Below are 20,316 nucleotides of genomic sequence, written 5' to 3' on the forward strand. Positions count from 1 at the left end.
GCATGGTGGTGTGCAGGTTGCATGCAGTTTCACGATGCCTTGTGCGCGGCGGATGCCTTCGACGTAGGAATCTTCGCAGTAGTCATTGATCCAGTTCATGAGGTTCCCTCGAATCGTCGCGTGGGCCACGCTGCCCGATGCCGCCCTCTGTGCCACCGGCCCACCCGTCCTGACGCGGGAACGTAGAGGCATCCGTTTCCGTCGAGGTGGGTGAGTCGGAGAAACCGGGCATCACCTCCTCGGGAAGCCCCGGTATATCCCCATATGGACAACGCGATCAGTGCCGTTACGAGTGCGACCAGTACCCAAGTTTCCCAGAACATTTCGGATCCCTTCGCGAGGTTTGGATGGATCGTCGGCGTGATGGTGTCAGCACACCACCGGCACGGAAACGGTTGGCGGGAAATCGGGTATCCGATTCAAAGTCACCCGAAAACCCTGGGTTGCAACCGATAATGAGATGCGCAGCACCCGAATTCATGACCGGACTCATCCGACTTCGACGATGCATGGGATGTCGACATGACAGGCCACCGCTCCGGTGACGACTCGCCCGATTCGTCCAGCTCCACGTTGCCGCGTCGGCAACTCGGCCGCTTTCTGCGAGAGTGCCGGGAGGCCAACGGGTTCACGATCGCCGCTGCCGCCAAACTCGTGGATCTTTCGGCCTCGGCGCTGCAGCGGATCGAGGCGGGACAGACTCAGAAGGTGCGCAAGCAGGACGTGCGCGCGCTCTGCGAGCTGTACGCTGTCGGCGCTGAGGAGCTCCGTGCCGCAATGGATTTGGCGTCTCTCGCTCGAACTCAGAGCTGGTATCACGCATACGGTGGTCTGTATTCCGAGGCGTTCAACATGTACACCGGGCTAGAGGCTGCGGCGCACCGCCTGCTCACTTATCACGAGCACATTCCGGGGCTGCTGCAGACCGCGGACTACGCGCGGGCGATCATCAGTGCGTACCCCGGTTTTGCCGGTGCTGCCGACGTGGATCGGCGGGTCGAGCATCGAATGCGGCGGCAGGCCATCGTCACTCGCAAGGCGCGCCCGATCGCCTTGGAGGTGTTGCTGCACGAGTCCGCGTTGCGGCGGGTGATCGGCGGCTCGCGGGTCATGGCCGCACAGTTGCGGTATCTGGCAGAGGTCTCGAAGTTGCCCAACGTGACGGTTCGCCTGCATCCGTTCTCGGCAGGGCTTACCTGGGGGATGCCGCGCGGGTCGTTCACGATACTCGAGTTCGACTCCAGCGCAGGTGGGGTCGCCGAGCCTCCGATCGTGTACATCGAAGGCGGCCCGACCCAGGACGTGTACCTGGAGAAGCCCGACGAGGTACTGCTGTACAGCAATCTCGCGTCGGCGATCCGGCATGCGACGCTGGAGGAAAACCAGACCCGGGATCTCGTTCGCCGGGTGACGAAGGAGTACGAACATGGCCAGCGCTGACCGATCCGGTGCCGTGTGGTTCAAGAGCAGTCATAGTGGTGCGCAAGGGGATTGCGTCGAGGTCTCGTTCCTGACCGCGCATCTGACAGGAGTCCGCGACTCGAAGGACCCAACCGGCCCCGTTCTGGTTTTCGCTGCAGGCGAGTGGAACTCCTTTGCTGCCGCCCTCGCCGACGGGCGGCTGGACTGGCGGTGAACATGTTGTCGAGCCGCCACCGGTTACGGCACCCCGAGCTAATCGATCACCGGCCCCGGACACTGGCCGCCCCTCTGAGCCGAACAGGCTCGCTTCCTAGCTGCGGCATGATCACCCTCTCGTAGTTCAGCTATTTTCTGGCATCGCTTACCTCGGTAAAGTCGCTGACCATGGGAAGACCGGTCGATCTTGAGCTGTGGCGGGAGCTGATCGAAAGGCTCGTTGAGCAGAAACGGCGACTTGTGGCCTATCGGAGCTACGAATCGGATACGCAGCCGAAGGCGGGGGCGAGCGAGGAGGAGTTGTGTGCTGCGGAATCCCGGTTGGGGCGGCGTCTTGACCCGCAATATCGGGACCTGCTGTCGGTGGCCAACGGATGGGATCACTTCTGGATAACTGAAAGTTTGCTTGGTACCGAGGACATCTGTGTCGGCCGGCGCTGGGAGATGGGGGTGACGCAGGCTGACGAGTGGTTCGCCGACAGCAACTGGGGTGTCGATCTCGGCGCTCCCGACGACCCGGGGAGCTACCAATTGGTTGTCGAGAACGACAATGGCTACAGCGGCAACCTGTACCTCTTCGTCGGTGTGGCGCCGGGACTGCCGACCGGGGCGACGGTTCCGCTGCCGTTGGAGACGACCTACCCGGATCTGTACAGCTACTTTCGTGACCAGCTCGAGCGTATGACCGATGACGCCGATCAGCTTGCGCTGGGCGAGTATTCGGAACCCTGGCGGGGCCGCAACATCCGCGCGGATCCGCCCACGATGGCCGAGATCGTCGCGAGAATCGCCGAGCTGATCAGGAGTGGGAATCCCGGTAATCCCGAACCTGTGCGCGACGGCGCGACGGCTGAGGAGCTCGACCTGCTCGATCGTGCGCTGAGTGGCACGCTGCATCCCGAGCATCGGGAGCTGCTGTCGGTGTCGAACGGATTGGCCACCCCGCATTGGGGTCTCGGGGATGTCCTGTCGGTCCAGGACATCCTTGACGGCGGCCGATGGCGAGAAGGCTTGGCGCGCATGCAGACCAAGGAATACCCCCAGTACGGACCGCCACCGCTGCTCGAACGGATCGGGTACCTTCCCGCTGTCCCGTTCGCCATGTCGCCCACGACGTTCTACGGCGTCGACCTCGCCGACGGCTGCGTGCGGGATCTCCTGCAGGATGGTGACTATTTCGCGAAGTACGGTGAGCGCCCCCTATTGGGCCGAACCGTCCGGGAACACCTCCTGAAAGGATGCTGGGACCTGTGGTGGACTGCCCGGCCGGGGACAATTTGATGCTTGCCCGAGGGGAGCTCGTTTCGTAGGTGAGGCGGAGGATGGTCAGCACCTCGGGCATCGGGTTGCCGGGCTATCGGCGGGCTTGCTCTCGGGCTAGCGCCCGGTCCCGCTGCTCCTCGAAACGCGGTACGCGCACGTGTTCCAGATCCTCGAGAAAGGCGGCCAGCCGTTCCCTTGCCTGTTCTCCCGCAGGGCCGAAATCGGTGCGGTCGAACAGATTCCAGTGTCGTACCACCGGTAGGAGGACGTCCTCGAGGTGCTGGCGTAGGTCGTAGACGCCGTGTTTGGCCATGAGGACGCCGTTGCGGCGGAAGTCGGGCATGCCCGCGCCGGGCATGCGGAAGTTCTCGACTATGGCGTCGATGGCGACCATTGCCTGATCGGGGACCAGGTCCAGGGCTGCGCCGCAGAGGGTGCGGTAGAAGAGCATGTGGAGGTTCTCGTCGAGGGCCAGGCGCTGCATGATGTCTTCGGCGATGGGGTCGGCGCAGAATGCGGCGGTATTGCGGTGGCTGATGCGGGTGGCGAGTTCCTGGAAGCTCACATAGGCGACGGAGTACAGGAAGCCGGGTTCGCCGGATTCGGTCACCGGGTCCAGTGGGGCCGCGAAGCCGTTGGTCATGTGCGCCATGCGGGCGTTCTCCAACGCTACCGGGTCGACGCCGCGGGTGACCACCAGGTAGTCGCGGAGTACGACGCTGTGCCGGTTCTCCTCGGCGGTCCAGCGGCCGACCCAGGTGCCCCATGCGCCGTCGCGGGAGAAGTTCTCGGAGATTTCGCGGTGGTAGGAGGGCAGGTTGTCCTCGGTCAGCAGGTTGGTCACCAGTGCTGCCCTGGCTACCTCGCCGAGTCGCGATTGTTCCGGATCCCAGTCCACGCCACCGAGTTTCGCGAAGTTGCGGCCGTCGTCCCAGGGGACGTAGTCGTGAGGATTCCAGTCCTTGGCCACCGCCAGGTGCCGGTCGAGCGCGCTGCCTGCCACCGGTTCGAGCTCGGTGAGAATCTCGTGCTGGGTCAATGTGCGTGCCAAGGGGATCGACCGCCTTCCTGTCGAGCTGGGGACCTCCTGCCGCGGGCGCGGCATAAGGTCCCATGTCAACAGCGCGCGGCGGCCCAGCCCAGTGTCAAATGTCCCGGCGTGAAGAACGGGGTGGGGCGTGATGGTGGCCGATTCGATGAGGATGCCTGGGATGTTCCTGCGGTCTGGTGGGAGTCGGCATTTCGATCCGCGGCTTTGCCCGTATCGACCGTTCGCACCTGTGCCGAACTCGGTTGAGTGGCACGATGAACTGATTGCGGCGGAACGGGTTTCGCTGCATTCTCAGCTGACGTTCTCGGGGCCCGCGGCATCGGCGGAGGCCGGGTCGGCGGCGTTGGCCGACGCGGCGTCGGCGACGCCGCTCGGGGCGGCCGGGGCGGCCCTAACGGCCGGCATCGCACCGGGTAGTCTTCAGCGACAGTTCAGCAAACCCTGCTCATGTGTCAGTCATCGGTTTCGCGACGCAGGAGGTGCCGCAATGCGTGTTCTGCTGGTCAAGGCTTCGACGCTGACGATAGGGATGGCGGCGGTCTCGCTCACCACGTTGGGAATGGCGCAGGCGCAGGAGTTCGCGCCCGGGGTGAACTGCGCGGGGCTCAGCTGTACCAACGACTCCGACGAGCCGTATGTCGTGTCGGGCGTGACCTACTTTTTGACCAACCCGGCCAATACCCCGGCCATGCCCGGCCAGCCACCGGCCGCCCCCACCTCGTACACGAACGCCATGAGCGTTGTCGTCAATCCGCATTCGACGATGACGCTGAACCCCATATGCCGCGGCGGCGACAGCATGACCGGAGCCGCCATCACCGGGGCCGCACCGGGGTCGGCCCTGCCACCCTCCGGATCCGGAGGGTGACGAACGAGTCTCTGCCGAGGATGCTGCCCAACCGGCGACGCGCGAGTAGGAGGGGATGGGGGCGTATTCCGTTGGCTCCGCAACGGATTCGGCAGGTCGGCCGAATTGAGCGGTATCCGTCGTGTGGCGTCCCGCTGCGCTCGGCCGAAGAGGAAGCGTCACTCCTCGCTTGAATCGACTCGGGTGTAGAGGTGGAACTTCACCTCGCTGATGTCCCGGGAAACCGTCAGATCGCCGTGCGGCGATCGCATTATGGCTCGAGTTCGAGAGCCATCCCGACCTGATGGCCGCTGACTCGCCGCGTTCTTCGGACAGCCCATTGGCAGCCGTTGATGTCCTGCCCGGCCCCACCGGTTCAGAAGTTCGGGCGGTTCTGCACCCAGTGGAACGGTGTGCTTCGCTGAGGGAAGCTGTCCGGGTCGATCCAATCGAGCGTGAGGGTGACCTGGTGACCGTCCAGTTCGCCTGTGAGCACGGCTTTGTCCGGGGCGGGCTGCTGGAAGGTGAGTGTGCCCAGGGGATGTCGGCTCTGGCCGGAGGTGGCCCCCGGTCCGGATTGCGGTGTCCCATTGATCAGTCGGATCCGATGGGAGGCGGCGTCCACGTCGACGGGAACGGTTACCAGGGTGTCGTTCATCAGCTGCAGCGTGATGGCATCGCGGTAGTCGAATACCACCTTTTTCCAACGAGTTTCGTCGGTGGTCAGCGGTGGCACCGGCTGTCCGTCGCGGACGTACTGCGATACCGACCAGATGCCGTACAGCGCAGGCTTGGGGCGGTCGGGCCCGCCGGAACGCCAGGCGTGCCAGCCGCCCTGCACGAGCGCCACCGCAATCCACATGCCGAGCGCGACGTGCATCACCGCCGCGATGCGGCGAGATCTACTGGTGTGGAACGGATCCGGTGCGTCCGACGGGCCGGTGGCGCGGTTGAGCAGTAGCGCTCGCATCAGCCGTCGCGCGTCGGGCGCCAGCAGCATCAACGACATGAGCAGAAGATGTATGGACGAGATCTTCTCGGGCACATCGAATGTCAGGTTCAGTACGACGATCTGCAGGGTGTCGATCAACGCCAGCAGCGCGCCGAGCAACGCGGTCCGCGGGATGAGCAGCAGGACCGCCGCGGTGATTTCCGCAGCGCCGAGCAGCATTTCGTACGGTCTCGACACACCTACCTGCGACCACAGCACGGCCATCGGCGTGAGGTTGCCGTATTGGGTCAGCAGCGTGGTCAGCGAAGGTTCGGGCATCTGCGTCGGAATTGCCTTGGCGACACCGAAACTCAACAACTGACCGGCCAGCAGTATCCGGATGGCGAGGAGAAACCAGCCTGCGAGTGTGCGATATCGCGTACGGCGCCGATCCAGTACCGACCACACCGCTGCCCCGGCCACCGCCACGACCAGGATGCAGAACAACAGCACCCAGAAGATCGTCTGGTCCCCGACCCCGGTCGGATGCAGCTGGACGGGGGTACCGAACAGCTCCCGGCCCACCCAGTTCAAGGCGGGCTGCAGTTTCCGGATGTGCCAGTACTGTGCGTCGTAGCCCAGCTGGCGGCCGAGCGGACCGGTCAGCACGAAGACGAAGGGCGGAGTCAGCAGACAGAACAAGCCGAAGTACAGGAAACAGAACCGGAACGCGATACGTCTCATGCCGCCAGTCAAGGGACGCCGGTGTTGTCGCCCTGTATGCGACTTTCGATATGCCGACGAAATGTTCCGCTTCGTACCATCGAGTGCATGCGTGTTCTGGTCGTAGAAGACGAGCCCTACCTTGCGGAGGCCATTCGCGATGGGCTGCGCCTGGAAGCGATCGCGGCCGATATCGCCGGTGACGGCGATACGGCCATGGGGTTGCTGAGCATCAACACATACGACATAGCGGTCCTCGACCGCGACATCCCGGGACCATCGGGTGACGAGGTCGCCGAGCGTATCGTCGCCTCCGGTACCGGCATGCCGATCCTGATGCTCACCGCTGCCGACCGGCTCGATGACAAGGCCACCGGCTTTCAGCTCGGCGCCGACGACTATCTCACCAAGCCGTTCGAACTTCGTGAACTCGCGCTGCGGCTCCGCGCGCTCGACCGCAGGCGTGTCCACAACCGGCCACCGGTGCGGGAGGTCGCGGGCCTGCGGGTGGATCCGTTCCGCCGCGAGGTCTACCGCGACGGTCGCTATGTGGCGCTCACCCGCAAGCAATTTGCCGTGCTCGAGGTTCTCGTCGCTGCCGAAGGAGGTGTCATCAGCGCCGAAGAGCTCCTGGAACGAGCGTGGGACGAGAATGCCGACCCCTTCACCAATGCCGTGCGAATCACGGTCTCGGCGCTGCGCAAACGGCTCGGCGAACCCTGGCTCATCGCCACCGTGCCGGGCGTCGGGTACCGCATCGACACGGGACCGGACGCCGACCACCGCGGAGCGGAGCGGCGTGGATAGGCGTCGCGGGTTGAGTGTCCGGGTCAAACTCACCCTCAGCTATGTCGGATTCCTCATGGTTGCGGCCATCCTGCTACTCGCCGCCGTGTGGGTATTTCTCCTTCGAGGAAGGTCGAACGTCCTCGTCCCCGATCTGTCCGACTTCCGACGCACTGTGGACCCACACAACTTCGGCCCGGCCGTCTTCGTCCCGGCTGCAGTCCTGGTGCTGGGATTCCTGCTGGTGTTCGGCCTTGCCGGCGGGTGGATTCTCGCCGGTCGCATGCTGGCCCCGGTGACTCGAATCGCCGAGGCCACGCGGACGGCCGCGAGCGGGTCGCTGTCCCAGCGGATCCGGCTGCCGGGCCGCCGCGACGAGTTCCGCGAACTCGCCGACAGCTTCGACACCATGCTCGCTCAGCTGGAAGCACATGTAGCCGAACAGAAGCGATTCGCGGCCAACGCCTCCCATGAGCTGCGCACCCCGCTGGCGATCACGCAGGTACTTCTCGACGTGGCCCGCAACGATCCGGACATCCGCACCGGTGAACTCGTCGAACGACTTCGCACCGTCAACATCCGAGCGATCGAGCTCACCGAGGCATTACTCCTGCTCAGCCGTGCCGACCAGGGATCCTTCACCCGAGTGCGTGTCGACCTGTCCCTCATGGCGGAAGAAGCCGCTGAAACACTGCTCCCCCTCGCGGAGAAACGCGGGATCACCATCGAAACCTCCGGCGACGTAACCCCTACCATCGGCGCACCCGCACTCCTGTTGCAGTTGACCACAAACCTCGTGCACAACGCGATCGTGCACAACCTGCCCGATGGTGGCACCGTGTGGGTCACGACCAGCGTGCACCCCGGCACGGTCGTGCTCACTGTCGAGAACACCGGCGAGAAGCTCTCGCCACAGCTGGTTTCCACGCTTGTCGAACCGTTTCGCCGAGGAACTGAGCGCCTGCACACAGACCACACCGGCACCGGCCTGGGCCTGGCAATCGTCCACAGCATCACCCGGGCCCACAACGGCACACTCACCCTCACTCCCCGGCCCTCCGGCGGGCTCCGAGGCACCGTGCGACTACCAGCCGCACCACCACACAGCAGCGGCTGATGGCCCCGGACTCTGGTTACGCGCCGTTGAATTCGCCGTCGACGACTCTGGACGTGAAGGCGAACCATTCGCTCGGAATCGAATTCACCTGCGGCACACACCGACCGAATCGCACTGTGACGCGACCGCTGCGCGCGGTCGATCCCACTCGTGTCGGGGGCGTAGTGGTCGTTTCCCTCTCCAGACACTTGTGAAAGAGCCTCCCCTGAATTCAGGGGAGGCTCTTTTCTTACAGTCCTGCTGGTCGGCTCGGACGAGTCTCGGTGCTGATGTGCTCGAGGTACTCGGCCGCGCCGCGCACCCGGGACACGGCGGCGTGCAGGATGCGTGAAGTTTCAGGATTCCCTCGGCCCGGCGCACACCTTCGACGTAGGAGTCCTCGCAGTAGCAATTGGCTGGATCGACTCTTTCGAGCAGAGCTCTCGGGCGGTTGCTGGCCCAGTACCGAAAGCGCGCAGGATTGACTGTTTATGCCGCAGCCCAGGTCGTGGAGACATCGATACAGACCATGGGCCGGGTGGAAGACGGTGTGAAATCCAAAGTGCCCCAACTGTGGATCAACGCCCTTTCGAACGCGTATCAGGTCACCGGCAATGAACGGCGAGTCATGATCGGGCTCGCGCAGGAGCTTGCCTCGGCCCAGAAGAACTGGTGGCGGCCCTATGCCGATGGACTGAAGTCGGGGTTCGACTACTACATCGGATTGGAGGAAGCTGCCCGCAAACTCGAGGTGTGGAAGATGGCCGTCGTGCCCGGGTTGCTCCAAACTGCCGAATATCGCCGTGCGGTCGAATGGATCGAGGCGCCGAACCTGCTGCCCGAACAGGTCGAGCGGCGTGTTGAGGTCGCGATGCTTCGGCAGGAACGCTTGAAGGACAGCGCATTCGGAGTTGATGCTGTGCTATCGGAGATGGTTCTTCGAGACCAGCTCGGCGGCCGCGGCGTGATGGCCGATCAGCTACGCAGACTCGCCGAGCTGGCGCAACGGCCCAATGTCTCCATCCGTGTTGTGCCGTTCGACGCGCCCGCCCATCTCGGCAGCCTGGTCGGATCCTCGTCATGGAACGCGAGCACGAGGTAGTGCGCTATCGAGATGCCTTCTGTGAGATCAGCCGGGTAGCGTTGGCCCCCGAGCAGAGCAGGCAACTCATGCTGTCGGTAGCCGAGGAGTATGACAAGTGAACGTCGACTTGACCGCAGCCAAGTGGTTCAAGAGCAGCCGAAGCCATGGTGGGGGTGAGTGTGTGGAAGCGGCTCATCTGAGTAAGGGGTGCGTCGGCGTGCGCGACTCGAAGCTTGGAAACGCCAGCCCCATACTGGTTTTCGACGGCGCGGCATGGGACAGCTTCACCGCGGCGGTGCGGGCCGGGGCCTTCGACCGCACTGCGAGCGGCCAACAGTCCGTGTGCTCGGCGCGGGCGTCGTCAGTAGCGGAATCGCTGTGAATGCTGGTGCGGCAGAGTGAGTTCGGTGTCTGCTCCGCTCAGGTGCAGTACTCGGTTCACGCACGGTGAGCCGAGTACCTGCATCGGGCATTGCAGGACGTCGGCGAGGTCGTGGACTTTGAGCAGGACTCGGGTCGCGCTGAGACTGAAGAAGGTAACCGCGCGCAGGTCGACGACGACCGGTTCACCGATGTGCAGCGCGGAGGTCAGCTTCGCTCGGAATTCTTCCAGGTTGCTGAAATCAATCTCTCCGCTCATCGTGCAGCGGCAGCCGGTAGCGCTGATGGTTGTGGCTACGGCCGGTGCGCCGCGTGCTCGCTTGGTGGACATCACAGGGACCTGGCCTTTCGTACGTGCTGGGCAACAGGCGTCGACCTTGACGTCCACTGCGATGGAGGCAATCACGAGACCGTGGGCTGTGTGCTCAAACCCATCCGCCCGGTGTACCCGTTCCGTCGACGACTACACGCGGCGGGGCCCGCTCGCCTACCGAGCCGCTCGGCGGCGGTCCCAACTGCTGCGCCTGAGCATGTGTAATCACCCGGCAACAGGGAACCGCCTCGACATGTCCGAGGTAGTGGCACGGGTACCCGGATCGGCCGAGGAAGTCTTCGCGATCCTCGCCGACGGCTGGTCTTATGGACACTGGGTAGTGGGTTCGACCCATATGCGAGGCGTCGATCCTGAGTGGCCCGCGGCGGGTGCCCGTATCCACCACAGCGTCGGCGCGTGGCCGCTGACAATCCAGGACACGACCACTGTGCTCGCCGCCGAACCACCCCGGCTGCTCGAGCTGGAAGCGGGCCTGCGCCCGTTCGGCAGAGCGCGGATTCGACTGGAACTGTGTGGCGTGAACGCCGACACCACCGAAGTGCGCATGACCGAAACCGTCACCAGCGGTCCGGGCCGACTGATCCCCGCTCCGCTGCTGGCATTGCTCTTACGGCCTCGCAATCAAGAATCGCTGGCGCGCCTGTCCGACCTCATTGGTGGCCGCTATCGACCGGCTCCCTAGCCATTCCCGAGAAGTCAAGCGGCGCAACGGAACTACTCGCAACATGCCGCTGCTGCGGTCCGTGCTGGTGACCGGACCGAGCACGGGCCGAGGCCATGCGCCGACTGAGGCCAGGTGCACCCAGTGCGGCGACTCTCCGAGCCGCCGCACATCCCGGCGCGTGGCGAGCGCCGTTTGCCTACTCGAAGACCTTCGCGAGCGTGTCGGCGGTGAGTACGCGGGCCGTCCACTGCTGAAGCTGGTCGATGGAAGCGTTGTGGACCCGGTTTGCGGTAGAGGCTGGAACGGGGCCGAACCGCAAGGCCAGCAGTTCGAGGAGGGCCTCCGCACGTCCTTCGGTTCGTCCCTCGGCGCGGCCCTTTGCTTCGAGTCGTTCCGCGGTGGTCATCAGGGCCTCCTTGGCCTCGGGTCCGAGCTGGTCGACCACGGGTTCCAGATCGGTGCGATCGGTGTCACCCATACACAGAATGTACGTCAACGCCGCCTCCAATTCGCCGCCGCCGACCCGTGCGAGCATGTCCAGACAGCGCATGTTCGGGCGCAGATCCGCCAGACCCGACCGGGGCTTTCTGGGTGCGAGTTTCAGCGAGCAACTTACTCCGACATGTGCTGTTGCGAGGACGTTTACGAATGCGTCGTTGCGGCACTCGGGCGGCCAGACGTCACCGAGGTCGGCCGACGGCTGTCACGCGCGTCAGTTCAATCGTTCGGTGAGCCGGATGGTGACTTCGTCTCCGTCGGATTTGCCGATGCGGCGTCGGATCGCGGCGGCGACGGGGAGTTTGTGGGTGCCGTCTCCGAGTGCCATGAAAGAGGAGGTGAAGGCGATATCGTCCACTGTCCCTTTCACTTTGACCAATCCTCGAGTGCCGAAGATGCGGGCCGAGTCGGGGAGTTGCACGCAGGTCCAGGTGTCGCCCTCTCGGACCTTGCCGAGGACGGCGGTGAAGGTGATGTCCAGTGGTCCTGGCTGGGTGGTCATGATGCTCCTGCCTGGTGGGGATCAGAGGAACAGTCCGAGTACGGCGCCACTGATGACCAGTTTGAGGATCCAGTCGGTCATGTGCACCAGTGCGGTCGGGATCGGAACGTTCTCGTGGATGATGGCGCCGCTGAGGATGGTCACCGGCAGTATCGCGACGAGTGCGCCGAGGGCCGCGCCGGTCCCGGCGCCGTGTCGATCGCCGGCGAGCAGGAGTGTCGCCAGCACCGCGGCGGCGGCAAGGCCGCGCAGGATCACGGACGCCATCTGCGCCGGCAAGCCGATTCCGGGGCGTGGGGTGCTCGTGCGTGACATCAGTGCGGCGACAGCAGGTATCGCGTACAGCACCGCGCTGAGAACGAACGAGACGAGCGCCGCGGTCACCACTCCGATTACGACGGTCATGGCGCACCTCCTTGAGTACTTGGTAGTACTTAAACTAGGTTGCCGACCAAGTACTGTCAAGTACTAAAGTGGTCGGCATGAACTCTGCAGGTGGACGTCGAGGCCGACCGCCCGGGAAGTCCGGCGCCGAACTGTTGGCCGTCGCCCGTGAGGTGTTTCTGGAGTTCGGCTTCGCGGGCACGTCGATGGATGAGATCGCCGCGCGCGCAGGCATTTCCAAGGCATCTCTCTACCGCGAGCACCCGTCGAAGGCCGGGTTGTTCGCCGCGGTCGTAATCGACTGGACTGCCGCAGGCCGTCATGCGATTCGGCCCGCACTGGCGGGGCTGGAGGCCGCCGACGATATCCGAGAGGGCTTACTCGCCTGGGCACGAACGCTTCTGGCCGGCGTTCTCTCGCCGACCGTGGTCGAAATGCGCCGGCTGGTCACCGCCGAGGCGGCCCGTCGGCCCGAGGTCGGCAAGACCTACCTGGACGAGAGTTGGGGCAGGAATCTCGGCGACCTCGCCACGACACTGCGCACGCTCGACGCCCGCGGCGCGCTGCGGATCCCCGACCCCGCGGCGGCCGCGGAACAGCTCACCTGGCTGGTGCTGGGCGCACCGCTCAACGCCCGGATGCTCGACGCCACCGCGACGACCACCGATACGGTCGACGCGGCGATCGACCTGTTTCTGGCCGCCTACGCACCCCGCCGGGCCGGGTGAGGCCGGCGCCCAGCGTGCCGCAGACCTGGCGCTCTGACGAGAAGTGTTGTCAGAGCGCGGGTTCGCGTGCGCCCTGGTCCAGGCGGAACGGCGGGTACTCGTCGCGCATCAGTGCGGCGTAGGCCGCGACCCGGTAGGCCCATCGGTTGATGCCGAGCACGAAGTCGAACACCCCGCGCGGATAGCGGGCGGTGAACAGCAGTGCGATGGCGGCGATGAGGACCAGCACGTCGATCAGTGGCGGTACGAAGTTGAAGTAATCCGATTCCAGGTCGATCATCACGGCCCCGCTGGTCATGGCCATGAGGACGAGGTAGTGCGGGATGGCAAGCAGCCACCACTTCACCAGCACGAGTCCCCGCGAGAGCCGTTCGGGATAGTCGATGGCGAGGTCGGCCGGATAGTTGTCGTCGGGGTGCAGCGAGAACGGTGGATACCGGTCGGTGCCCAGCGCGTTGTAGCTGTAGAACATCACCCGCCACGACCACCGCATGATGCCGACATTGATATCGAAGATGGCCCGCGGATACGCCCCGGTGATCAGGATCGCGAAGAAGGCCACGATGGTCAGCAGCAGGAATCCGATCCACAGCAGGATCAGGATCAGATAGTGCGGTATCGCGAGCAGCCACTTCACCAGCCACAGCCAGCGCGACAGCTGCTCATCCAGATCGCCGCGCAACCGCACCGGACCGGTGGCCGGAGGCAGGGCTTCGGCGGCGGGGGTGTCAGGGTTCATGATGACGCTCCTTCCTGGAGGTACCCGGAAGCGTCGCCCTCGTGCCGCGACGTGGACGCCGCTGACTCCAGGATGATCCTCCGCGGCGCGAAATACCGGTGATACGACATCCGGTGTCCGCATCCCTCGCTGTACGAGCGGGAGTGCGGGGTGCCCCGATTCCGTTCGCATACTGCTAGGTTCGTTTCCGCAGGGAACACCGGTGCGAATCCGGGGCTGTCCCGCAACTGTGACCGAGGAGCGGACCTTCATCCATGGCCACGACCTTCCTGGGTTGGAAGGCCGAGGGCGAGCGTCGATTCGGGAGCCAGGATACCTGCGGCGTTTCAGGATCGAACTGCACGAGGATGAGAATGCGAGTACTCACTCGCCGCCGGCCCGGTGCCGCGCGGTCGTGTACCGCTTGATGTAGCCGAAGTCGAGGATGGACACCGTGCCGTCGTCGTGTAACAGGTAGTTGCCCGGGTGTGGATCCCCGTGGAACAGTCCGCGCCGCGCGCGATTGCCGAAGCAGAAGCTGAACCGGAAGAGCGCTTCGGCCCAGGAATCCCGCAGTCCCGCACCGGAGTTCAATGCCTTCGACCACCGGCGGCCCTCGGCGAGATCCATGGTGAGCACCCGCCGGGAACAGAGTCGGGTACGACCTCGGGGATTCGGATGAACGGGGGTCCGCGATACACCTCGGCGAAATCGGCTTGATTAGCCGCCTCGATTCGATAGTCCAACTCCTCGCCGATCCGTGCCGAAATCTCGCGCATCAGCGACTGCACGTCCAGCTGGACAGCGTTCGGCACACCCGCTCGCAAGATCCCGAAGAAGGAGGCGAGCAGTTCAGTATTGGCCAGGTCGGACCGGATCGCCTGTGCGACACCGGGATACTGGGCCTTGACCGCCACCGGCCCGCCACCGGGCAATCGCGCCGCATGGACCTGTCCGATCGACGCTGCGGCCAGCGGCTCCGGTTCGAACTCGGCGAACAGTGTCTCGGGCAGCGCGCCCAGTTCGGCCGCGATGATGGCCGCCGTCAGTTCATACGGCATCGGTGGGGCATTGTCGTGTAGGCGGGACAACGCCTGCTGATACGCGGGCGCATCCTCGAACATCGACGTCATCGCCGCGAGGGACAGGGTCTGCCCTGCCTTCATGAGTGCGCCCTTGGATTCGCCGAAATGCTGTGCGTATCGAACGGCTATGCGTTGGTGGAGGTTTCGGGTGGCGTCGCTGTCGGTATGCACGCCGACCGGGTGATGGGTGACGGCGAGGCCCCTTCTCCCTTGGGCATGGCCGGATGGTTTCACCTGCCTTGGCGAACTGGTTCCGGGTGCGCTGCCGCTTGGGCCGGGAAAACCCTTCCGACCGAGGCGGAATGGGAATTCGCCGCGCGCGGTGGCCTGCCGCCCGCCAAGGCCGGACCGAGGACACCGCCACCTGTCACCTCGGCTTCCGCTGTATCGTGCGCGCACCCGAGTGAGACGCGACAGACGGGGCCGTCAGACCTCCGGCCAGTGGTGTTCCAGCCCGGTGAGGATGAACTCGACCTTGGTGTCGACCAAGCCACGCTGCTGCCAGGACTCATGCGGGTGCAGGATGCTGTGTGTGCCGCCGAGGGCTGCTCGCACCTGATCGAGTCCGGTGGCGCCGGTGCGGTCGGCCGCGCGCATGGCCTGGACTCCGAGGTGGCAGGCGAAGACGGTGTCGCCGAGGAAGTCGAGTGCGAAACCGGCCTGCCCCGAGGTGATGTCGTGGCAGGCCAGGCTCGCGGCGTAGGCGTCGAGCACCTCGGTGATGCGGGTGACGGCGGGCGCGTAGGAGTAGACGACCCGGGGGAGTCCCGGATGGTCTTCGCAGATGCGCCAGCATTCGTTCGCCCACTGGCGTAGGACCTCGCGCCAGCCCATACCGGGTTCGGGCAGCGCGATGGTGGCGGCGACGGCGTCCAGGCAGGCGGTGACGATCTCGTCGCGGGATCCGAAGAGCCGGTAGATCGCGGTCGCGCCGACACCGATCCGGTCGGCCACGGCGGCGAGGGTGAAGGTGTCGAGCCCCTCGTCCATGGCCGCCCGGATGATGTCGTGCTCGGTGAAGGCGGGTTTGCGGCCCACCTTCTTCCCCACGGCCCAGCCGGAAGCGTTCATTCGAATAGGCTAATGGTTCGTCAGTCGCCACCCCTGCGCGCTGTGCAGGTGCTGCCAGAAGCGCGCGTATGTGCCTGCGGCGGAGAGCAATTCGGCGTGTGTGCCCTGGGCCACCACACGGCCGTCGCCATCGAGCTGGACGATCAGGTCGGCGCGGGCGATGGTGTCGAGCCGATGCGCGATGACCAGCACGGTCGCCTGCTCGCGCAACCGCTCGATCGCCGCGACCACGTGCGCCTCGTTCTCCACGTCCAGGGCCGAGGTCGCCTCGTCGAGCAGCACGATCGGCGCGCGTTTGAGCAGCGCCCGCGCGATGGCCACGCGCTGGCGTTCGCCGCCGGACAGCGCGCGCCCGCCCTCGCCGACCCGCGACTGCCAGCCGCCGGGCAGCCGCTTGGCGATCTCGCGGACACCGGCGAGTTCGGCGGCCTGCCGGATCTCGGCCTCGGTGGCGTCCTCGCGACCCACCGCGATATTGGCCTCGAGGGTGTCGTCGAACAGGTACACATCCTGGAAGACCAGCGACAGCTGTGCCATGAGCTGCGCCCCGGTCTGCGCGGTGACGGGGACGCCGCCGACCGCGACCGTGCCCGCCTCGACATCGTAGAACCGGCTGATGACCCGGGCGATGGTCGTCTTCCCGCTGCCGGACGGCCCGACCAGCGCGACCATGGATCCCGCGGGCACCGACAGCGAGACCTCCCGCAGCGCCGGTTCGGCTCCGGGCGCGTAGCGGAACAGGACATCGGTCAGTTCGACGGTGCCGGGCGCGGTCAGCACGGCGGGTGCGGCGGGCTCGGGCAGCGGTTCGGCGGTGAGCACCTCGTCGAGGGCGTCGAGCAGCGGGCGGCGTGACTCCAGCGCCACCGCGCTCTCGGTGATGGCCGACACCGTCGAGGAGAACCGCAGTGCCAGGCCGATGAAGGCAAGGGCGGGAATGGGTTCCAGCGTTCCGGCGACCGCCAGCGAACCGGTGGCGCTGATCAGCGCCACTACCACGCCCTGGGTGACCATGCCGCTGAGCAGCATGCCCGCCGACTCGAGCCAGAGGCCGCGCTTCTTGGCGGCGTAGGCCCGATCCAACGCCGTGCCCAGCGGCGGGAAGTCCGCACTGCGCCCGCTGGAGCGCAACGCGCCCTGGCACTGTGCATACTCCACGATCCGATCGGCCAGCACGATCTCCTCCGGTTCATGGCGGGCGCGACCCTTGCGCATGAGACCGGTTGAGAGCAGCGTGATGACGGCGAAGACCGGCACGGCCGCGGTGAGGATCAGGCCGAGCAGCGGATGCCACAGCCACGCCGCCACGATGATCACCGCGGCCGCGGTGATCCGGGACACCAGTGGCCCGAACATGTGCGCGAAGATCTCTCCGGCCGACATCAGCTCGGTGGACACCATCCGCGACAGCTTGCCCGCCACCGGACGGGCGAACCAGCCCAGTGGCTGCTTGGCCACCCGGTCGCCGGTCAGCCGATGGATGCTGCGCAGGAAGTCAAGGGCGACAGCGTAATTCGCCCGACTCTGGGCGTAGTTGACGGCGAAGCCGGCCACCGCCAGGATCGCCAGCACGGTCAGCCATCCGGTGAGTTTCAGGCCCCACACGGGGCCGTCCTCGGCCAGCGCGCTGATCGTGGGCAGCAGCGCGGCCAGGGCCAGGCCCTCGATCAGCCCGGCGAGGACGCTGATGGCCAGCGCGGGTCGCATCTGCTCCGGCCGCGAGATCATCCGGCTCATCCGCCGCACGATATCGACGAGGGGAAGGTTCATCGCGGGTCTCCTGTGGTCAGCGCCCGGTTGCCCGTGCTCGCTTCGATACCTGATTCCCACAGCCGCGCGTATCCGGGCTGGGGCAGCAGTTCGTCATGGGTTCCGGCGGCGAGGATGCGGCCGGACTCGATGAGGATGATCTGGTCGACGCCCTTGATGACCTCGGGCCGGTGCGCGATCAGCAGCACGGTCCGCCCCCGCACGAGTGCGGACAGCGCCTGCTGGATCTCGTGCTGGGATTCCGGGTCGGTCAGCGCGGTGGCCTCGTCCAGCACCAGGACCGGCGCGTCGACGAGCAGCGCTCGCGCGATCGAGATCCGCTGTGCCTGCCCGCCCGACAGTCCGGTGTCGGTGCCGTAGACGGTATCGAATCCTCGTGGGAGCGCGTCGATTTCGTCGAGCACCTGGGCGGCGCGCGCGGCTTCGCGCACCTGTTCGTCGGTCGCGCCGGGGCAGCCGAGGACGATATTGTCCCGGATGCTGATGGCGAGCAGTTGCGGATCCTGGAGCACGAACCCCACTTGCGCATAGAGATCGGCGATCTCGGCGACCGCGACGCCGCCGATGCTGATGGTGCCCGAGCGCGGATCGTCGAAGCGGGCCAGCAGCGTGGCGATGGTCGACTTGCCCGATCCGGAGGGGCCGACCAGTGCGGTCACCGTGCCCGCGCGCAGGGTGAAGCTCACCTGTTCGATCGCCAGTGCGGCAGCCGCGTCCGCGCCATAGGAGTAGCTGACCCGGTCGAAGACGACCTCATGGGAGACAGGGGTTTTCGCGCCCTGGTCCGGCAGCGCCGGGGTCTCCAGCAGAGCGGCGAGCCGCAGGGCCGCGCCACCGGCGAGCTGCTGCGACCACATGGAATGCATGAGCACCTCGAGCGCGTGCGGAATGAGCAGGGCGATGAGCGCGGTGACCAGGACATCGGCCACGGTGACCGAACCTCCGTGCACCAGAACCGAACCCACGCCGATATTGATCAACAGCACCAGCGGCACCGCCAGGAACGAGGTGCCCAGCGCGGACACCCGGATCAGCGGTTTGACCCACTCGTAGTAGAAGTGATTGAACTCGTCGGCGGCCTCCTGATAGCTGCGGTGCGCCTTGCCGACCCGCCCGAACGCCTTGACCACCGAGATGCCGGTGACGAACTCGACCATGCGGGCCGACACGGTGGACAGCCGCTGATCCATCTCCACGGTCTTCTCGCCCATGCCGATCATCGACAGCGTCATGGCCGCGACATACAGGGGCAGCGTCGCGATCGACAGCAGGCCGAGCCGCCAGTCGATGACGAAGGCGTACACGGTCAGCGCCAGCGGCATGACCACGGCATTGGTGCCGTCCACCGGTTGATGCGCGATGAGGTGATGGATGGTCCCAATCTCGTCCTGCAGCGCCTTGCGCACCCGCCCGGAGTTGGTGGAGGTGAACCACGCCAGCGGAACCCGCGCGAAGCGCCGCACCATGCGCAGCTGGATCAGATGGCCCAGCCTGGCATCGGCCAGATGCGTGACGAACAGCGCGACGAAGTAGATCAGCAACCGAAGTCCGAACGCGCCCAGCAGAATTCGAAGCCAGCGCCCGACCTCTCCGCCGTCGACGTCAGTGCCCGCGGTATGGGCGGCGAGCAGCGCCTCGCCGATGCGGACGAGCGCGATGTAGGGCACCACGGCGAGCGTGCCGGACATCACCGCGAGCAACCGGGCGAGGGTCAGTTGCGCCGACACCGGTTTCATCAGGCCGGCGAGCGCCCGCGCTCCCGCCTTCTGCCGGGCCTTTGCCGTCGTCGTGCCGCTCTCAATGGCGACCGATGGCGATGATGCGGTCATGTCACTCCCGGGTCGGATGCTCCGGTGGCGGGACCGCCCAACCGGTTAAACGTAGGCTTGCCTAACTAATTAATGAATGTACTTCAGAATATGGACGGATGTGCGGTTGAGCAAGACCTATTGCTAACGACAATCGTTTGCAATAAGGTCCGATGTCGCCATATGCTTTAGCCCCCAACAGATCTGGACCACTGCCGTCCGGATCCGATCTGCTGTGTCGTGAGGAATGCTGATGAGGAAGTCCACCACCGTCTCCGCGCTCACCGTGGCCGCCGCGTTGTGCGCCCCGGGAGTCGCGGGAGCGCAGCCTGCCGCCGAGCAGGGTGTGCACTACACCGCGACCAATAGCGCACAGAACACGATCATCAGAACCGACGCGGGTTCGATGGTGGTCGAGGACGGTGTGTTCAAGATCAAGGCGGTTGACGGCACCGTGGTGGCGGGCACCGAATTGGCCTTCCGCGTCGACGATTTCGAATTCCCGATCGCCGCCGACATCTCCGGCCGCACCGCGACCCTGACCCCGCGGCTCGACCTGGCCCATGCCGTCTACAAGCCGGTCGCACTGCCCTATGAGAACCAGGCTCCGTGGAAGTCCGAGTACGAGCGTGAGCAGGCCGCGTGGAGCCGCATGACCAGCACCATCAGCCTCGGCGCGAGCATCGGCACGCTGGTGGGCGGCATCGGCGGCGCGGCCGTGGGCTGCCTGATCGGCGGCGCGACCCTGGCCACCGTGACCGGCGCGCTGTCGGCCATGTTCGGTGCGCTGCCCGGCGCGGTGTTCGGCTGCATCGTCGGCATGAGCGTCATCGGTTTCATGGGCACCGTCGCGGGACAGATCTTCGTCACCGCACCGGTCGCGATTCTGGCTGCGGCGCAATACTTCACCACCATCAACCAGCCCGCGCCGCAGGCCAAGTAGGCGGTTCACGG

At 65.8% G+C, this 20,316-nt stretch carries 21 protein-coding genes, 2 pseudogenes and 1 riboswitch; of the genes and pseudogenes, 12 read left to right on the forward strand and 11 right to left on the reverse strand.

Annotated features, from left to right (window positions below; genetic code table 11):
* The first annotated feature begins 522 nt into the window (after window positions 1-522).
* The 3 genes from JK358_RS34030 to JK358_RS34040 all read left to right on the forward strand — a co-directional run bounded on the left by JK358_RS34030 (window position 523) and on the right by JK358_RS34040 (window position 2,919).
* Window positions 523-1,440: a helix-turn-helix domain-containing protein gene (locus JK358_RS34030; RefSeq protein WP_201955932.1), complete on the forward strand. Its 918-nt coding sequence runs from the start codon at window positions 523-525 to the stop codon at window positions 1,438-1,440.
* On the forward strand, window positions 1,427-1,636 hold the full coding sequence (locus JK358_RS34035) for a DUF397 domain-containing protein (protein ID WP_201955935.1): 210 nt from the start codon (window positions 1,427-1,429) through the stop codon (window positions 1,634-1,636). The genes JK358_RS34030 and JK358_RS34035 overlap by 14 nt, the downstream gene beginning before the upstream one ends.
* 170 nt (window positions 1,637-1,806) lie before the next feature.
* Window positions 1,807-2,919, forward strand: a complete 1,113-nt coding sequence (locus JK358_RS34040; protein WP_201955937.1) for an SMI1/KNR4 family protein — start codon at window positions 1,807-1,809, stop codon at window positions 2,917-2,919.
* A gap of 73 nt (window positions 2,920-2,992) precedes the next feature.
* On the opposite strand, the gene JK358_RS34045 is transcribed toward JK358_RS34040, so the two are convergent.
* Complete coding sequence (locus JK358_RS34045; RefSeq protein WP_201955939.1) at window positions 2,993-3,952, reverse strand: acyl-ACP desaturase; 960 nt, start codon at window positions 3,950-3,952, stop codon at window positions 2,993-2,995.
* Between the two features lie 487 nt (window positions 3,953-4,439).
* Between JK358_RS34045 and JK358_RS34050 the strand changes: the two genes are divergently transcribed.
* Window positions 4,440-4,820: a hypothetical protein gene (locus tag JK358_RS34050; protein ID WP_201955941.1), complete on the forward strand. Its 381-nt coding sequence runs from the start codon at window positions 4,440-4,442 to the stop codon at window positions 4,818-4,820.
* Window positions 4,821-5,175: 355 nt separating this feature from the next.
* On the opposite strand, the gene JK358_RS34055 is transcribed toward JK358_RS34050, so the two are convergent.
* Entirely contained in the window at window positions 5,176-6,474 is a 1,299-nt protein-coding gene (locus JK358_RS34055) for a DoxX family protein (protein WP_201955943.1), read from the reverse strand.
* Window positions 6,475-6,561: 87 nt separating this feature from the next.
* On the opposite strand from JK358_RS34055, the gene JK358_RS34060 reads away from it, so the two are divergent.
* The 4 genes from JK358_RS34060 (at window position 6,562) to JK358_RS34075 (ending at window position 9,801) form a co-directional block, all read left to right on the forward strand.
* A complete protein-coding gene (locus tag JK358_RS34060; protein WP_201955945.1) occupies window positions 6,562-7,260 on the forward strand; it encodes a response regulator transcription factor in 699 nt (232 codons plus the stop codon).
* On the forward strand, window positions 7,253-8,356 hold the full coding sequence (locus JK358_RS34065) for a sensor histidine kinase (RefSeq protein WP_201955946.1): 1,104 nt from the start codon (window positions 7,253-7,255) through the stop codon (window positions 8,354-8,356). The genes JK358_RS34060 and JK358_RS34065 overlap by 8 nt, the downstream gene beginning before the upstream one ends.
* Before the next feature lie 430 nt (window positions 8,357-8,786).
* Complete coding sequence (locus tag JK358_RS34070) at window positions 8,787-9,437, forward strand: helix-turn-helix domain-containing protein (protein WP_201955947.1); 651 nt, start codon at window positions 8,787-8,789, stop codon at window positions 9,435-9,437.
* Window positions 9,438-9,534: 97 nt separating this feature from the next.
* The gene (locus tag JK358_RS34075; protein WP_201955948.1) at window positions 9,535-9,801 is read left to right on the forward strand and encodes a DUF397 domain-containing protein; all 267 of its coding nucleotides are present in this window, start codon (window positions 9,535-9,537) and stop codon (window positions 9,799-9,801) included.
* Here the strand turns inward: JK358_RS34075 and JK358_RS34080 are convergent.
* Window positions 9,781-10,131, reverse strand: a complete 351-nt coding sequence (locus JK358_RS34080; RefSeq protein WP_232852397.1) for an STAS domain-containing protein — start codon at window positions 10,129-10,131, stop codon at window positions 9,781-9,783. The two genes, JK358_RS34075 and JK358_RS34080, sit on opposite strands and share 21 nt — an antisense overlap.
* 235 nt (window positions 10,132-10,366) lie before the next feature.
* On the opposite strand from JK358_RS34080, the gene JK358_RS34085 reads away from it, so the two are divergent.
* Window positions 10,367-10,816, forward strand: a complete 450-nt coding sequence (locus JK358_RS34085; protein WP_201955951.1) for an SRPBCC family protein — start codon at window positions 10,367-10,369, stop codon at window positions 10,814-10,816.
* A gap of 178 nt (window positions 10,817-10,994) precedes the next feature.
* On the opposite strand, the gene JK358_RS34090 is transcribed toward JK358_RS34085, so the two are convergent.
* The 3 genes from JK358_RS34090 to JK358_RS34100 all read right to left on the reverse strand — a co-directional run bounded on the left by JK358_RS34090 (window position 10,995) and on the right by JK358_RS34100 (window position 12,203).
* The gene (locus JK358_RS34090) at window positions 10,995-11,276 is read right to left on the reverse strand and encodes an RpnC/YadD family protein (RefSeq protein ID WP_201955953.1); all 282 of its coding nucleotides are present in this window, start codon (window positions 11,274-11,276) and stop codon (window positions 10,995-10,997) included.
* 234 nt (window positions 11,277-11,510) lie between these two features.
* On the reverse strand, window positions 11,511-11,798 hold the full coding sequence (locus JK358_RS34095) for a DUF1905 domain-containing protein (protein WP_201955955.1): 288 nt from the start codon (window positions 11,796-11,798) through the stop codon (window positions 11,511-11,513).
* Window positions 11,799-11,819: 21 nt separating this feature from the next.
* Window positions 11,820-12,203: a DUF1761 family protein gene (locus JK358_RS34100; protein ID WP_201955957.1), complete on the reverse strand. Its 384-nt coding sequence runs from the start codon at window positions 12,201-12,203 to the stop codon at window positions 11,820-11,822.
* 77 nt (window positions 12,204-12,280) lie between these two features.
* Here JK358_RS34100 and JK358_RS34105 point away from each other — a divergent pair, with 77 nt between their 5' ends.
* Entirely contained in the window at window positions 12,281-12,910 is a 630-nt protein-coding gene (locus tag JK358_RS34105) for a TetR/AcrR family transcriptional regulator (protein ID WP_201955958.1), read from the forward strand.
* Window positions 12,911-12,959: 49 nt separating this feature from the next.
* Here JK358_RS34105 and JK358_RS34110 read toward each other — a convergent pair whose 3' ends face one another.
* Together JK358_RS34110 and JK358_RS34120 are read right to left on the reverse strand one after the other, a co-directional pair.
* On the reverse strand, window positions 12,960-13,649 hold the full coding sequence (locus JK358_RS34110) for a DUF4389 domain-containing protein (RefSeq protein WP_201955960.1): 690 nt from the start codon (window positions 13,647-13,649) through the stop codon (window positions 12,960-12,962).
* A 144-nt stretch (window positions 13,650-13,793) separates the two neighbouring features.
* Window positions 13,794-13,987: riboswitch (cobalamin riboswitch) on the forward strand.
* A 25-nt stretch (window positions 13,988-14,012) separates the two neighbouring features.
* Window positions 14,013-14,794, reverse strand: a pseudogene (locus tag JK358_RS34120) (ABC1 kinase family protein).
* Window positions 14,795-14,977: 183 nt separating this feature from the next.
* Here JK358_RS34120 and JK358_RS40715 point away from each other — a divergent pair.
* Window positions 14,978-15,043 (forward strand): annotated as a pseudogene (locus JK358_RS40715) (SUMF1/EgtB/PvdO family nonheme iron enzyme); the annotation flags it as partial.
* Between the two features lie 96 nt (window positions 15,044-15,139).
* Here the strand turns inward: JK358_RS40715 and JK358_RS34130 are convergent.
* The 3 genes from JK358_RS34130 to JK358_RS34140 are packed head-to-tail and all read right to left on the reverse strand — an operon-like array spanning window position 15,140 to window position 19,383.
* Window positions 15,140-15,784 carry a TetR/AcrR family transcriptional regulator gene (locus JK358_RS34130; RefSeq protein WP_201955970.1) on the reverse strand — a complete coding sequence of 215 codons (645 nt, stop codon included), beginning with the start codon at window positions 15,782-15,784 and terminating at the stop codon, window positions 15,140-15,142.
* A gap of 9 nt (window positions 15,785-15,793) precedes the next feature.
* Window positions 15,794-17,554 (reverse strand): ABC transporter ATP-binding protein, encoded by a 1,761-nt coding sequence (locus tag JK358_RS34135; protein ID WP_201955972.1) that lies wholly within the window; start codon window positions 17,552-17,554, stop codon window positions 15,794-15,796.
* Complete coding sequence (locus JK358_RS34140; protein ID WP_201955974.1) at window positions 17,551-19,383, reverse strand: ABC transporter ATP-binding protein; 1,833 nt, start codon at window positions 19,381-19,383, stop codon at window positions 17,551-17,553. Before JK358_RS34140 ends, JK358_RS34135 begins: the two co-directional genes overlap by 4 nt.
* Before the next feature lie 226 nt (window positions 19,384-19,609).
* Here JK358_RS34140 and JK358_RS34145 point away from each other — a divergent pair, with 226 nt between their 5' ends.
* Entirely contained in the window at window positions 19,610-20,305 is a 696-nt protein-coding gene (locus JK358_RS34145; RefSeq protein ID WP_201955976.1) for a DUF8020 domain-containing protein, read from the forward strand.
* Window positions 20,306-20,316: the final 11 nt, after the last annotated feature.

Origin of the sequence: Nocardia acididurans, from assembly GCF_016741815.1 — a bacterium.
In the GTDB taxonomy this organism is placed as follows: Bacteria; Actinomycetota; Actinomycetes; order Mycobacteriales; family Mycobacteriaceae; genus Nocardia; species Nocardia acididurans.